Annotated in this window: 12 protein-coding genes; 10 read left to right on the forward strand and 2 right to left on the reverse strand. The window is 64.6% G+C overall.

Going from position 1 to position 13,189, the window contains the following annotated elements; genetic code table 11:
• The first annotated feature begins 80 nt into the window (after positions 1-80).
• The 5 genes from V2L18_RS06055 to V2L18_RS06075 all read left to right on the forward strand — a co-directional run bounded on the left by V2L18_RS06055 (position 81) and on the right by V2L18_RS06075 (position 7,517).
• A complete protein-coding gene (locus V2L18_RS06055) occupies positions 81-698 on the forward strand; it encodes a hypothetical protein (RefSeq protein WP_336177034.1) in 618 nt (205 codons plus the stop codon).
• Positions 695-907, forward strand: a complete 213-nt coding sequence (locus tag V2L18_RS06060; protein WP_336177035.1) for a DUF6117 family protein — start codon at positions 695-697, stop codon at positions 905-907. The genes V2L18_RS06055 and V2L18_RS06060 overlap by 4 nt, the downstream gene beginning before the upstream one ends.
• An 88-nt stretch (positions 908-995) precedes the next feature.
• Positions 996-5,315 carry a strawberry notch family protein gene (locus V2L18_RS06065; protein ID WP_336177036.1) on the forward strand — a complete coding sequence of 1,440 codons (4,320 nt, stop codon included), beginning with the start codon at positions 996-998 and terminating at the stop codon, positions 5,313-5,315.
• 3 nt (positions 5,316-5,318) lie between these two features.
• A complete protein-coding gene (locus tag V2L18_RS06070; RefSeq protein WP_336177037.1) occupies positions 5,319-6,332 on the forward strand; it encodes a toprim domain-containing protein in 1,014 nt (337 codons plus the stop codon).
• 237 nt (positions 6,333-6,569) lie between these two features.
• Positions 6,570-7,517 carry a DUF2493 domain-containing protein gene (locus V2L18_RS06075; protein ID WP_336177038.1) on the forward strand — a complete coding sequence of 316 codons (948 nt, stop codon included), beginning with the start codon at positions 6,570-6,572 and terminating at the stop codon, positions 7,515-7,517.
• 81 nt (positions 7,518-7,598) lie between these two features.
• Here the strand turns inward: V2L18_RS06075 and V2L18_RS06080 are convergent, their stop codons facing one another.
• Positions 7,599-8,915 carry a hypothetical protein gene (locus tag V2L18_RS06080; protein WP_336177039.1) on the reverse strand — a complete coding sequence of 439 codons (1,317 nt, stop codon included), beginning with the start codon at positions 8,913-8,915 and terminating at the stop codon, positions 7,599-7,601.
• A gap of 55 nt (positions 8,916-8,970) precedes the next feature.
• Complete coding sequence (locus V2L18_RS06085) at positions 8,971-9,504, reverse strand: DUF6650 family protein (protein WP_336177041.1); 534 nt, start codon at positions 9,502-9,504, stop codon at positions 8,971-8,973.
• Between the two features lie 984 nt (positions 9,505-10,488).
• On the opposite strand from V2L18_RS06085, the gene V2L18_RS06090 reads away from it, so the two are divergent.
• From V2L18_RS06090 to V2L18_RS06110, 5 genes are all read left to right on the forward strand, one after another.
• Positions 10,489-10,827 carry a DUF736 domain-containing protein gene (locus V2L18_RS06090; RefSeq protein ID WP_336177043.1) on the forward strand — a complete coding sequence of 113 codons (339 nt, stop codon included), beginning with the start codon at positions 10,489-10,491 and terminating at the stop codon, positions 10,825-10,827.
• Positions 10,828-11,160: 333 nt separating this feature from the next.
• Entirely contained in the window at positions 11,161-11,373 is a 213-nt protein-coding gene (locus V2L18_RS06095; protein ID WP_336177045.1) for a hypothetical protein, read from the forward strand.
• 164 nt (positions 11,374-11,537) lie between these two features.
• Positions 11,538-11,777: a helix-turn-helix domain-containing protein gene (locus tag V2L18_RS06100; protein WP_086466653.1), complete on the forward strand. Its 240-nt coding sequence runs from the start codon at positions 11,538-11,540 to the stop codon at positions 11,775-11,777.
• Complete coding sequence (gene lepB, locus V2L18_RS06105; RefSeq protein WP_336177048.1) at positions 11,774-12,277, forward strand: signal peptidase I; 504 nt, start codon at positions 11,774-11,776, stop codon at positions 12,275-12,277. The genes V2L18_RS06100 and lepB overlap by 4 nt, the downstream gene beginning before the upstream one ends.
• Positions 12,265-12,912, forward strand: coding sequence for a lytic transglycosylase domain-containing protein (locus V2L18_RS06110; RefSeq protein ID WP_336177049.1), 648 nt, complete (start codon positions 12,265-12,267; stop codon positions 12,910-12,912). Before lepB ends, V2L18_RS06110 begins: the two co-directional genes overlap by 13 nt.
• Positions 12,913-13,189 lie beyond the last annotated feature (277 nt).

A 13,189-nucleotide genomic window follows, 5' to 3' on the forward strand; every position in this document is an offset into this window, starting at 1 on the left:
ACATGAAGCCCGGCCCCGCGCGGCGTCAGCCCGCGCAAGTCGAAAGACTGGCCGGGCTTCGCTTTTTCTGGAGACGTCACGTGCAACGCGAACGCATGATTTTCCGTAACGAACGCCCCGTCCACACGCCCTGGGGCGTCGCCGATTACGCCCGCGAATACGCCGAGGGCATCGTCTTCTACAGCACGCCGTCCCATGGCGGCTTCAAGCTTTCCGCCGAACGCCTGGCGCAGATGCATACCGCCCTGCGTGAAAAGGACGGGTGGTTCGAAGAGGATTGCGCCTGGGCCAAGGTCGCATTTGCTTTTCCCGAATGGTTCACCGATGCGCAGCACGAGGCCGCGATCCGGACACTGAAGGATTGGTGCCCGGATGAATATGAGGCGGTCACCGGCGAAGCCCTCGCCCCCGGCGAATCCCACATCAAGGACCAGCGCCTTTTCCACGAATGCCATGCGCAAGACTGGGTGGTGATCAGCGCCATCAGGTCGGACCAGCATCCCGGCATGGTCGAGTGCATCGCCACAATAGGCGGCCGATGCGGGCAATGGGGCAAGCCCGATTCCGCTGAGCGGCGCTATCTTGTGTCCAATCAGGAATACGACCAGCGCGGCAAATTCGGCTTCGTCATCGATCCCGATCGCCACGCACTCTGCGACGGCCCCTCAAACTTCCTCTCAGGGAGGGCGGCGTCATGATCCCCGACCACATCCGCGCCAATTTCCAGACCCTCATGCACGCCGCCGAGAACGGCGACCTGGCGCTGATGGAGTGCGCGGACGCCGAAACCGGCGCGCCGCGTTACGTCATATGCGCCGTCGGCCGCAACGGCGGCGAATACCTCTTCACGCCCTTCGGCCATCTGGCGGAGGGGAATCCCTACGAGGCTTACCACCGGCCAGAGTGAGAGCAGACCGGGAGGAGGGTGGGCCGGGAGCGGGCAAGAGAGAGCCTGCCCCGGCCTATTCCTGAAACCTCAATCCCGGAGCAATCTCATGAATCTGATGACGCCAGCGGCGGCGGTGACGGCCGCCGCACCCATCCGTACGCCCGAAGAAGAGGCCGCCTGCATCCTCAAGGCGGCGGAGCGCATTCTCACCGGTCTCGAACGCGGCATTTTCATTGAGGCCTGCGTCCTGCGGCAGGCGATGGAGAAGGCGTTCGGCGGTTCCGACGCCGAGGGCTTCTGGACCTGGAAAGCCGCATACGAAGCTTGCGAAGCCGCGCAGGTGCTGTTCCTCCGCAAATATGGTTGCGCCATGCGCGAGAAGGCGGGCTCACCCGTGGCGATGTTCGCCATGCTTTCCCGCATCGCCGGGCTTCTTCCCACCCACACCCGCCGCACGCAGGAGTCCGAGGAGTTCCAGCAGTTCAGCACCCCTATGCCGCTTGCCTATGTGGCCAGCATCGCGGCGGGCCTCACCGGCGATGATGCGGTGCTGGAGCCATCGGCCGGCACCGGGTTGCTCGCCGTCTTCGCCGAGATCATGAGCGCGCGGCTGGCGCTCAATGAGATCGCCGAGACGCGGGCCGCGCTTCTGCGGCGGCTGTTCCCGGACAGCCTGGTCAGCACCCATGATGCCGCCAGCATCGATGACCGGCTGGCGGACGATATCGCGCCGTCGGTCGTGCTGATGAACCCGCCTTTCTCGGCGGCGCTCCACGTGCAGGGGCGCGTCTCCGACGCGGACTTCCATCACGTGCGCTCGGCGTTGGCGCGCCTGCCCGAGGGCGGTCGCCTGGTCGCCATCACCGGGCACAATTTCCCCGTCGATAAGCTGAACGGCGCGGTGCGTTTCACCTGCGTTGTGGACGGCTCCGTCTATTACAAGCACGGGACCACCTTCGACACGCGCCTCACCGTCATCGACAAGTCGCTTGAATCGGCTTCGTCGCCGGTATTGCCGCGCGCGGAGAACGCCGCCGACTTGCTCGCCCGTGTCATCGAACATGTGCCGCCTCGCTTGGAGGTGTACGGTGAGATCGGGCTCGGTACAGCGGCGAAGCCCGCGGTTGTGCGCAAGGTCGCGCCAATCGCGCGCAGGCCGCAGCCCGTCATTTCTACGGCGCCCGATGCCGTCGAGCTCACCTATGAGCCCATCGAATGGAAGCCGGCCGAGGGCGCCGACCTGACCGACGCGCTCTACGAGGGCTACGCCTTGCAATCGATCCATATCCCAGGCGCCAAGCCGCATCCTACGAAGCTGGTGCAGTCGGCGGCTATGGCCTCGGTGGCGCCGCCGCACCCTTCCTATCGGCCGCATCTTCCGGTGAATATAATAAAGAGTAGCGTTCTCTCCGACGCTCAGCTTGAGAGCGTTATCTACGCCGGCGATGTGCATTCCGGGCATCTCGTGGGATCGTGGACGGTCGATGAGACCTTCGACAATATCCATGCCGCTACGGAAGGCGCCGAGAATGCCGTGCGTTTCCGCCGCGGCTGGTTCCTGGGCGACGGCACCGGCTGCGGCAAGGGCCGGCAGGTCGCGGGCATCATCCTCGACAACTGGATCAAGGGCCGCCGGAAAGCGCTGTGGATCTCGAAATCTGACAAGCTGATCGAGGACGCGCAGCGCGACTGGTCGGCGCTCGGCATGGAGCGCTTGCTGGTTCAGCCGCTGTCGCGTTTCAAGCAGGGAACGCCGATCCGGCTGACCGAAGGCATCCTCTTCGTCACATACGCCACCCTGCGTTCCGCCGAACGCGAAGGCAAAGCCTCGCGTCTTCAGCAGATCATTGAATGGCTGGGGGCTGACGCCGGCTCCCACGCCTGCGCGGGGGCAGGCTCGGCCGGGGAGAGCTTCGATGGCGTGATCGTCTTCGACGAAGCCCATGCGTTAGCGAACGCCGCCGGCGGCAAGGGCGAGCGCGGTGAGCAGCTCCCCTCGCAGCAGGGCCGCGCTGGGCTGCGCCTGCAGCGGGCGCTGCCGGACGCCCGCGTGGTCTACGTCTCCGCCACCGGCGCCACCGATGTGCGCAACCTCGCCTATGCCGAACGGCTCGGCCTGTGGGGCGGTGAGGATTTCCCGTTCGCCAATCGAGCCGAGTTCGTGCAGGCGGTCGAGGCCGGCGGGGTCGCGGCCATGGAGGTGATGAGCCGCGATATGAAGGCCCTCGGGCTCTACACGGCGCGTTCCCTTTCCTACGAGGGAGTCGAGGTCGACATCGGCGAGCACGATCTTAGCCCCGCGCAGGTCGCCATCTATGACGCCTATGCCGAAGCGTTCCAAGTGATACACCAGAACCTCAACGCCGCGCTCGAAGCGTCGAACATCACCGGATCGACCGGCACGCTCAACGGCCAGGCCAAATCCGCCGCCCGCTCGGCCTTCGAGTCGGCCAAGCAGCGGTTTTTCTCGCATCTCCTGACGGCCATGAAGTGCACGACGCTGATCAAAAGCGTCGAGGCGGATATGGAAGCCGGCCATGCTGCCGTGATCCAGCTCGTGTCCACCGGCGAGGCGGTGATGGAGCGCAAGCTCGCGGAAATCCCTGCCGAGGAATGGAGCGACCTGTCGGTCGATCTATCTCCTCGCGAGATCGTCGGCTCCTACCTGAGCCATGCCTTTCCCACCCAACTCTTCGAGCCCTATACCGACGAGGACGGCAATCTGCATTCCCACCCTGTCTTCGACGAATCCGGCAACCCGGTGCAATGCCGGGAGGCGGTCGCCGCGCGCGACCGCTTGATCGAGCAACTCGCTATGCTCGATCCGGTGCCCGGCGCGCTCGATCAGATTGTGCAGCATTTCGGAACGGATAAGGTCGCCGAGGTGACCGGCCGCTCGCGTCGGATCGTGCGCAACGGCGATCGCCTGTGCGTCGAGAACCGTCCGCCCTCGGCCAATCTCGGCGAGACGCAGGCGTTCATGGACGATGAGAAGCGCATCCTGGTCTTCTCCGACGCCGGCGGCACGGGCCGTTCGTACCATGCCGACCGGGGCGCGAAGAACCAGCGCCTGCGCGTCCACTACCTGCTCGAAGCCGGCTGGAAGGCCGACACCGCCATCCAGGGCCTCGGCCGCTCCAACCGCACCAATCAGGCGCAGCCGCCGCTGTTCCGCCCCATCGCCACGGACGTGAAGGCCGAGAAGCGCTTCCTCTCCACCATCGCGCGGCGGCTCGACACGTTGGGCGCAATCACCCGCGGGCAGCGTCAGACCGGCGGTCAGGGCCTGTTCCGAGCCGAGGACAACCTCGAAGGCGATCAGGCGCGGGCGGCGCTCAGGCAATTCTACATGCTGCTGGTGCAGGGCGGCATCGAGGGCTGCTCGCTCCAGCGGTTCGAGGAAGCCACGGGGTTGTCGCTCACCTTCGAGGGCGGGACACTGAAGGAGGACCTGCCGCCGATCACGACCTTCCTCAACCGCCTGCTGGCGCTACCCATCGCCCTGCAGAACACCGTGTTCACGGCCTTCGAAGAGCTTTTGAACGCTCGGATCGAAGCAGCCATTGCAGCGGGCATCCATGATGTCGGGCTGGAGACGATCCGCGCCGAAAGCCTGATCGTCACCGACCGGCGTACCGTCTGGCAGCATGACAGCGGAGCCGAGACGCGGCTGTTCACCGTCCAGCGGAAAGATCGCAATCAGCCGCTTTCCGTCGATGAAGCCTTAACGATCCGCGATGGCAAGCTCCTGGTCAATGAGCGCTCGGGCCGGGCTTCTGCCAAAACCTCCGCGCCGAGCCTGATGCACGACGATGGTAGCGTGGAACGCCGCGTGCGGCTGATCCGCCCCATGCAGCGCGACACGATGAGCGTCGATGACTTCGCCGCCACGCACTGGAAGGAGGCGGAGAGGGAAGAGTTTATCGCCGCATGGGAAAAGGAGATCGCCGGAATCCCGGAATTCTCGACGAGCACGTTCCACCTCGTCACCGGCCTCCTGCTGCCGATCTGGCGGCGTCTTCCGGAGACCAACGCCCGCGTCTATCGCCTCCAAACCGATGACGGCGAGCGCATCATCGGCCGCATGCTGTCGCCCGTCGAGGCGGAAGCGGTTTGCCGCAATCTCGGCATCGATGCGCCGCAGATGTCGGCGGCGGATGCCTGGGGCCTCGTCAACGACGGCAAGGTCACGGTGCATCTCGTCGACGGTCTCAGCCTGCGCCGCGTGCGGGTGATGAACGAACACCGCATCGAACTCACCGGCTTCACCTCCGGCATGGTCGATGCCTTGAAAGCGCGCGGTCTGTTCAGTGAGATCATCTCCTGGAAGCTGCGGCTGTTCGTGCCCGTGGGCGAATCCGGCAAGGCGATTTTCGAGAGTCTCACCGACCGTTGGCCGCTCACCGAAATCGTGGATCGGGGGTGACATATGTCCCGCGCCGCCGATCTGGCGCGCCGTCTCGGTGAACAGGCCGAGGCGGTGTGCCGCTATTACTTGCCGAACGGTCGCCGCCAGGGCCGATACTGGATCTGCGGCGATGTCATGGGAACGCCGGGGCGGAGTCTTTATGTCCGCCTTTCCGGCGAACGTGCCGGGAAGTTTTGCGATGCCGCTGATGGAACGCATGGCGATCTTCTTGACCTCATCGCCCTCAATCATGGCCTCGGCTTCCGTGCCGCGCTCGATGAAGCGCGGGGATTCCTAAGCCTCCCGGTTCCGCCGATCCGCCAGGTCGCCCCGCCCGCGCCGACGAACTCTTCCGAAGCGGCGCGGCGGCTCTTCGCCGCGTCGAAGCCCATCCGGGGCACGCTGGCGGACCGCTATCTCCAAAGCCGTGGCATCATTCTGCCTACGGACGTTTCCGTCCTGCGCTTTCATCCGCACTGCTTTCATCGCGGGCCGCAAGGCCGCGAGACATGGCCGGCGCTCATCGCCGCCGTCACCGATCTCGATGGCGCCATCACCGGTGCGCATCGCACCTGGCTTGATCCTGGCGGCGGCAAGGCGCCTCTCGATCAGCCCCGCCGCGCCATGGGGCATCTCGCCGGAAACGCGGTCCGGCTCGGCGTTGCCTCCGACGTCCTGACGGCGGCGGAAGGCATCGAAACGGCGCTGGCGCTCAAGACCGTGATGCCCGCCATGCCGATCGTCGCCGCACTCTCCGCCGCACACCTCGCTGCCCTGATCCTGCCGGCCGGGCTGCGCCGTCTCTATGTCGCCCGCGACAATGACAAGGCCGGACGTTTCGCACTGGAACGATTGCACGCCCGCTCCACAGCCGGCGACATCGACATCCGCGCGCTCGCCCCGAGGACGGAGGATTTCAACGCCGATCTCCTGACGCTCGGTTCAAACCGGCTCAGGGCGTGGCTCGCCGAGCTGCTCGCCCCGGACGATGTTCAGCGCTTCCTTGTCGCGGGCGGGCGGACACGATGCGTGTGAAGGTCGTCAGGGTCGGATGGCGATGGGCGAGCATTGGGCCGGCCTCCCGGTTCGGAAGGGGCCGCGCCACGGCCTTTCCAAGAAAGGGATCTGCCAGCGCCGGTCGGCTTTGCAACGGCCTGACGGCCGTCCTCCACTTCGTTGTGGCCCGGCGGGTGCAAAGCCGCCCCTTGGCGCTGGCGGGCGATCCCCGGAAAGGCCGCGACGGACGCGGCCTCGGAACCGGGAGACAGCCCCATGCTGCACAACCTCTTCACCGACGACGCGATCGAACCTCATCACGCGGCATCGCCAACCGCCCATGTCCTCGACGAAATGGCGCTTCACGGCACCCGTCCCGGCCCGGACGATCCGGAGCGCCTGACCATGCCCGAAGCCGACCGTGCCGAGCAGGAGATCGAGGCCGCCGCAGCCGCCCTCATTGCCCTCATGGCCGATACGGCGCTGAATGACGATCTCGATGACGTCCTCTGGGGCTTCGCCAATCTCTTCCACCGCCGCGTCGGCTGGCTCGACCGCTTGCTCGACGACAACGAGATGACGCAGCGGCGCTTGGCAAGCGAGCAGGACGGCTCGGAGGTCAAATCGGTCGAACTCGAGCGCCTGACTGCCCGCGGCGAGGCATTGCTCGACCGCCGCGCCGCCTTCGAGAACCTCCGCGACCTTGCCGCCACTCAATTCGAATCCGCGACCGGTTCCGCCTGGCGGCCCCGCACTGGCTCGATGACGAACCGGCGGACGATGACAGCGGCCATGATCGACAGCCGCGACTTCATCGCCGCCAAGCGGCGGGCCGAGACCGAACCGCTGCTGCCCACCGGTCCGCGCATCGCGTTCACCGGCGGCGTCGACTGCAATGATCACGCCCGCATCTGGGATGCCCTCGACAAGGCCCGCGCCAAGCATCCCGATATGGTGCTCATCCATGGCGGATCGCCGAAAGGCGCCGAAAAGATCGCCGCCTGCTGGGCTGGCAATCGCGGCGTGGCGCAGATCGTCTTCAAGCCTGATTGGACCCGCCATCAGAACGCAGCCCCCTTCAAGCGCAACGACCAAATGCTCGAAGCGCTCCCCATCGGCGTCATTGCCTTCCCCGGCTCGGGAATCTCGCAGAACCTCGCCGACAAGGCGCGGAAGATGGGGATCGCGGTATGGCGGTTCGACAAGGGCGAGGGTGGCGCGTGACGCGCCGCCCCATTTCTCATGCAAGTTTTTGTCCTTTGAATGCCCGCGCCGACAGGTCTGCTCCTGAGGGCCGAAACCAGCTCAGTTGCTCCGCAACCCTTCTTCCGGCGACCAAGTTCTATGTCCGACTATTCGCCGTGGCGGTGGGCTGCCCAGCAATGCCAGACCATCCCGATATAGAGCGTAGGCGTATCCAGATTCGGGCGAAACATCGCTCCCTTCGTCTCGATCCACGGCGAAACCGGCGTGTTCGATACGTGGAAGTTCGAGGACTGCTGGCGTGTTCTCTCGCCCGCTGCGGATGATGGCGCTTAGAGAGTTGAGAAACCGTTCAGCAGACTTTTCCTCCATGACGAACCATCCCGCAAAGCCATAGCCGCTTCGTCGTAGCAAGCGCCGTCGCCGGAAATGCTGCCACCATCTCGGATCATGCCAGAGGTCGTCCGGCCAGTGGGGATAGTCGTGGAATGGCCGGAGGGGTTCCGCGCTGGCGAGAAAAGTTCGACCCGCGTATGGAATTGCCAGGAAGCTCAGCGGTGAAGCGACATCGGGGCGCTCCCCTCCAGCGCGAACCCAATCGATCCAAGCCACAACGCTCGGCGCATCCACAAGAGAGAAATTGGCGCGATGCGTCGCGAGCGCGAGCGAGGTCGGCGTCGACTCCGGGCTCGAGCCTGGGGGCGGTTCCGTAGGAGGCGACCGCTTGCCACGCGGCTTGGAAATGCGCGTCTCGGCAGCATGCAGAAAGGCGCCCGCTGACCCTGGTCTTGAGCCGAACGCAATCGAGTAGCCGTGAATGACCTTGCCGTGGGGTGATTCTGCCGCCAGATGGGGCTTCACCTGCTTGCTGTACTTGCGCTTTGCCTGTCCGGTGATGGTCGCGGCCGAGACGTTGGCGGCGAACGATCCACGCGCTTCCGCCAGCACTACACCGCGATCCGTAACTGCACCATCTCCGTAGATGAAGTCGGCATGCGGGGCGAGTGCACTCGAAAGACAGGCAGCGTTGTCGCGCCATGTATAGCCGAGCGCATTCATGAGCAAATCGGTGACGCCAGCGCCGACGCGCCCGGCGAAGGCAGTACGTTCCGCATCGGCCAGCGAATTAATGTGCTGTGTGAGCGCGAATGCGGCGCCGTCTTCAATCAGCCATTCCACTTCAGTCAGGGCGCTGTCTCCCCACCGCGACAGCATTTCCGGCGGTGCATCCCGCAGCGTTGCTGTTCTTGCGATCGATGCCGCAAGAGCCGTCGGGCCGAAGGTCAGGGTCTTGCACATGCCGGGGGCATTGAAGCCCACGGAAATTGGGCTTGGGTTATTCCGATGGCGCGTGTGTCCCGTGATGCCGACCGATTTTTCGGATCGCCAGACCGCAGCGGAGGTCAAGACATCGCTCATGAGATGCTTCCGGCCGACAGCTTGCCCCGTCCGCTCCGCGTCTGTCGCAGCACCTTCATGATGCATCGTCTGCCGAAGGTAGGATCAATGCGAGTTCGCCCTCGATATCGATGCCATATTGATAGGCAAGCGCGGCGACATGGGTGCCAAATGTCGCCCGCAGTTCACCAAGAGCGACGAAAAATGGCGGGCTGCCTTCTTCGTCGCCGAAACGCCCTCTGCCATACCAGGGCGGCAGGTTGCGGAAATCCGGATGCGGCTCCTCGAGGAACTTTCGACAGGCGGCGCGCATAGCCCGGACGGAACCGGCGGCACGAGCGGTTTCAGGCAGTGCCTGCAATGTCTGTGTCAGCAGCTCGCGCATCTGCAGCACAGAAGCAGTCACTTGTGAGACGACTTCGAGATGGTGTGGGACGAAGAGAACGCGCCGGTCTTCCAGCGCGGTCAGCAACCCCCGGATAATCTCTCGTTCGTCAGCGGGAGGCGTCCACTGAACGCCAAAAAATGGCAGCGAGAACCCGGTTAATCGATGGGCCAGCGATTTCGCCGCTATCTTTCCCTTCTTCGTGATGTCATCCGATTTGCTCACGCCCAGGCCCCCAATTGTTCGACGGTTCTACAATAACCCAAGATTGAATCTACCATCGTTTGTGAAATTTGCGGCACATCAAACCAGCCGAGGGCATCAGAGAAACCTTTGTCGCGGCAACCGTAATCGGGTGAGAAGGGTGCCGGAAGATGTGGCGCCCGCGCGGGGACAAGCCCCGCGCGCCGGGCTCTCGTGAACCGAACCGCCTTCGGCGTTTCGGCCTTCGGCTTCGATCCCTGGCGCGAACGCCCGCTCCGCGGGCGGGTGGCGGTCCAACGACAGGCCAAGACGCGGCCCGCCGGACGCGATGGTGACGAGGCCTGGAGGGGAGAATGCGGCGTTGGCCATGGCTCCCGAGTGCAGGTTGGAATGCCATCCTTCCTGTATCTCCGGCTGCGATGGGCGTGCGTATGCGGTTGAAGAGGGGCGCGCACGCAGGCGGTCGGATTGGTCTCGCTGCCTGCGGCTACAGTGGCGCAGCGGCGCTAGTTTCATCGGTGCAGCAATGCCATCAACGGCGTGCAGTGGGAGCTTTGGACATGCCCGGGGCGCGGTCGAAGGCTGAAGAGTTGGCGGTTTTCGTGTCGTTGTAACCCCGGCCAATCCATCGTCCGATGCGGTGAACTGGCGGCGCGTAAGGCCATGGCGCTCCTTCGCCGGCTGTTCATCGAGGCAGTCACCATCCCTGCATGTCTCTCATCGCGTAAATCCCGCGCCGGTCCGTTCAACCCGCCGGCCGGGAAAATTTCCCCTGCCGCGAAAAGTGCTCCGCTGACGCTGCGCCCCTTCGGGTGACGGCGAAGCCGTCAACTTTTCCCGGCATTCCTCGCGCCCGCTTCGCTCCAAATTTTCCCTCCCGGCGGGTCCTCCACTTCGTTCCGGCCCTTCGCTCACGCTGCGGGTGAACCGGCCCGCCTATGCGGTCTTTCCGCTGGAGCCATCGCAGGGATGGTCCCTGCGACGAACAGCGAAAGGATCATCACCATGGCCATCACCCTCGGCGCGTTCACCAAGCAGAACGACGGCAGCTTCACCGGGACCCTCAAGACCCTCAACGTCACCGCCAACCTCGTCATCGTCCCCGTGGACAAGATGTCCGAAAACGCCCCCGACTATCGCGTCTATGCCGGCAACGGCCAGCGCTACGAGGTCGGCGCCGGCTGGAGCCAGGTCGCCAAGTCGAGCGGCGAGACCTACCTGAACCTCAAGATCGCCGCGCCGGAATTCGGCCCCAACTGGGTGCGCGCCCGTCTCGTCAAGCTGGAGACGCCGATGGAGGACGGCACCTCGCACCTCGCCCTGTGGGAGCCGCGCGAGCGCTGATCCCGCCCACTCCCGAAGATCCCGCCGGAGCGCATCCGGCGGGGCTTATCTTCATGCATTCCGCCGCGTTGGACCGCCGCAATCCAAACGGTGTCGGCGCTGGTCGCGCCGACGGGCTTTCCGTCTCGATCTTCCCATTCTGCCATCCGGCGCGACGAGCCTGTAAAGGATCGCGGGCACCCTCCAAAATACTCCGTTCCGCTGGCGCTCCACTCCGCATTTTGGCTCCTCCCGCGCCCGCTTCGCGGCGGCTTCGCCGTCCTTGACAGGCTCTATCCGGATGACCGGGGACCCCGTTCTCGACGGGAGAACGGCTCAATCAAGGAGGTTCCCATGTCCATCCAGATCAATTTCACCCACGACATCCGCGTTAAGTATCGCGGCCATTTCTACGCTGAGGACGAGCTGCGCGAGAGCATCTGGCTCGTCAATATGGAGCTGCGCAACGGCCTGCCGCAGCGCGAGCGCATCGAGGCCAAGCGGCAGATCGCGGAAATGGAAGCAGCGCTCAAGGCGCTTGTGACGGCCGAGAGAGCGGGGCGTTGAGCCCCGCTTTTCGCGGCGTTTTCGAGCCGGACGCCGCTTTCCTGTTCCTCATTGCCGAAGGGGGATCGTTTTCGGCACCCCCCGTTTTCCGATCCTGAGCAAGCGCGCTCCCCGCCGACATCCTTCGCCCATTCGCGTCGAACTTCGCCGAAAGGAGGCAAAGGATGATCGATCACACATCGAGAGCGGCCGAAGCCCGCAAAGGCTCGCCGTTCCTCTCCACGCGGGAGGCCGCATTCTATCTCGGCCTCTCCTTCCGCACCCTTGAAAAGATGCGCCTGACAGGCAACGGCCCGCGCTTCCGCAAGCATGGCCGCTTTGTCCGCTACCACATCGCCGACCTCGATTCCTGGTCGGAAGGACGGCGGCATTCCTCCACATCTGATGAGGGAGAACGCGGATGAAAAGGCCCGCTTTTCTTCCTCTCGCCGCCACGCTCGCGGGCATCGCGCTCGTCGGCTTCTCCGCCATCGCGCATCCCCAGCCACACGTTGTCTGGAACGCTTCCGCCAGCGTGGCCGTAGGTCTTTATCGCGTCATCTCCGGCGCGCCAGAACGCGGCGACTTCGTCCTCGTCCGCCTCCCGAAGTCCATCGAAAAGCTGGCCGCTATTCGCGGCTATCTGCCCGCCGGCGTGCCGCTCATCAAGCGCATTGCCGCCGTCGCCGGCGATGATGTTTGCGCCTTCGACGGGGCCATCATCGTCAATGGCGAAATCGTTGCCCGCCAGCGCAAGGTGGATCTGGCAGGACGTTCTCTGCCGCGCTGGAATGAATGCCGGGAACTTGTCCAGGGCGAATTCTTCCTCTTGGGCGACGCCCCGGACTCCTTCGACAGCCGCTATTTCGGGCCGGTGACGAGCGCCCGCGTGATCGGGAGGCTCGCCGCGCTATGGATCGACTGAGCCCCCTTATCTTCGCGGCGGCTGTTATCGTCACGCCCGCCGAGGCCGCCGCTGTCGACCAGTTTCAGGGGCACATTGTCGAAGCGTCGCAGCGTTTCGGCATTCCCGTCAGATGGATCGAGGTGGTCATCATGGCCGAGAGCAGCGGCGACCCGAAGGCCGTCTCACCCAAGGGCGCCATGGGCCTGATGCAGCTCATGCCGGAGACCTGGACCGAGTTGCGCGATCAGCATGATCTCGGCGCAGATCCCTTCGATCCGCGCATCAATATTCTCGCCGGCACCGCCTATCTCAAGGCCATGCAGGACCGCTTCGGCTATCCGGCGCTGTTCGCCGCCTACAACGCCGGACCGGGCCGCTACGAGGCCCATCTGCGGACCGGAAAGCCGCTTCCCGCCGAGACCCGCGACTATGTCGCGCGCATCACAGAGATGCTCGCGGGTGCGGCCCTTCTCGCTTCGGACGGAACGAATTTACTGCCAACCGACACGCAGAATCCCGATCAAATCGCCTCCGGGCATCGGCTCTTTTTTTCGCTCTCGCCTACGAGAAACGAGGCCGCAAGTCACGAAAATTCTATCCCGAATGGCGAGCTTTTCGTGCCGCTTTCAACGCGAAAATCGGATGAAAAATGAGGCGAGAAATGCGTCGCCGGAGTCCATTTCCCATACGTTTCTCGCTGCTTCGTTCGCCCGGCGGCAAGGTTTCGCCACTGCCGGGCTTTCTCGCTATCGGTCGATGTGATCGCAGATGATCGTGGATGGTCGCAGACAGACTGATGGGAGCCGCGTAAGGCAAGATGAAGCTCCGGCACCATCCGCGTTGTCGCGGATCGTAAGCCTTTGTCTGCACATCGGTTTTTCCGTAGGCGGATGGTGCTATGCACCTCCGCGGTGGTGCCATGGGAGCCGC

The organism is Breoghania sp. JC706, from assembly GCF_037026715.1.
Taxonomy (GTDB): domain Bacteria; phylum Pseudomonadota; class Alphaproteobacteria; order Rhizobiales; family Stappiaceae; genus Breoghania.

Excerpts from the sequence above, each read along its gene's own strand:
- V2L18_RS06110 (WP_336177049.1), top strand. The coding sequence starts at position 12,265 with ATGGATCGACTGAGCCCCCTTATCTTCGCGGCGGCTGTTATCGTCACG.
- lepB (WP_336177048.1), top strand. The coding sequence starts at position 11,774 with ATGAAAAGGCCCGCTTTTCTTCCTCTCGCCGCCACGCTCGCGGGCATC.
- V2L18_RS06095 (WP_336177045.1), top strand. The coding sequence starts at position 11,161 with ATGTCCATCCAGATCAATTTCACCCACGACATCCGCGTTAAGTATCGC.
- V2L18_RS06080 (WP_336177039.1), bottom strand. The coding sequence starts at position 8,915 with ATGAGCGATGTCTTGACCTCCGCTGCGGTCTGGCGATCCGAAAAATCG.
- V2L18_RS06090 (WP_336177043.1), top strand. The coding sequence starts at position 10,489 with ATGGCCATCACCCTCGGCGCGTTCACCAAGCAGAACGACGGCAGCTTC.
- V2L18_RS06070 (WP_336177037.1), top strand. The coding sequence starts at position 5,319 with ATGTCCCGCGCCGCCGATCTGGCGCGCCGTCTCGGTGAACAGGCCGAG.
- V2L18_RS06075 (WP_336177038.1), top strand. The coding sequence starts at position 6,570 with ATGCTGCACAACCTCTTCACCGACGACGCGATCGAACCTCATCACGCG.
- V2L18_RS06060 (WP_336177035.1), top strand. The coding sequence starts at position 695 with ATGATCCCCGACCACATCCGCGCCAATTTCCAGACCCTCATGCACGCC.
- V2L18_RS06100 (WP_086466653.1), top strand. The coding sequence starts at position 11,538 with ATGATCGATCACACATCGAGAGCGGCCGAAGCCCGCAAAGGCTCGCCG.
- V2L18_RS06065 (WP_336177036.1), top strand. The coding sequence starts at position 996 with ATGAATCTGATGACGCCAGCGGCGGCGGTGACGGCCGCCGCACCCATC.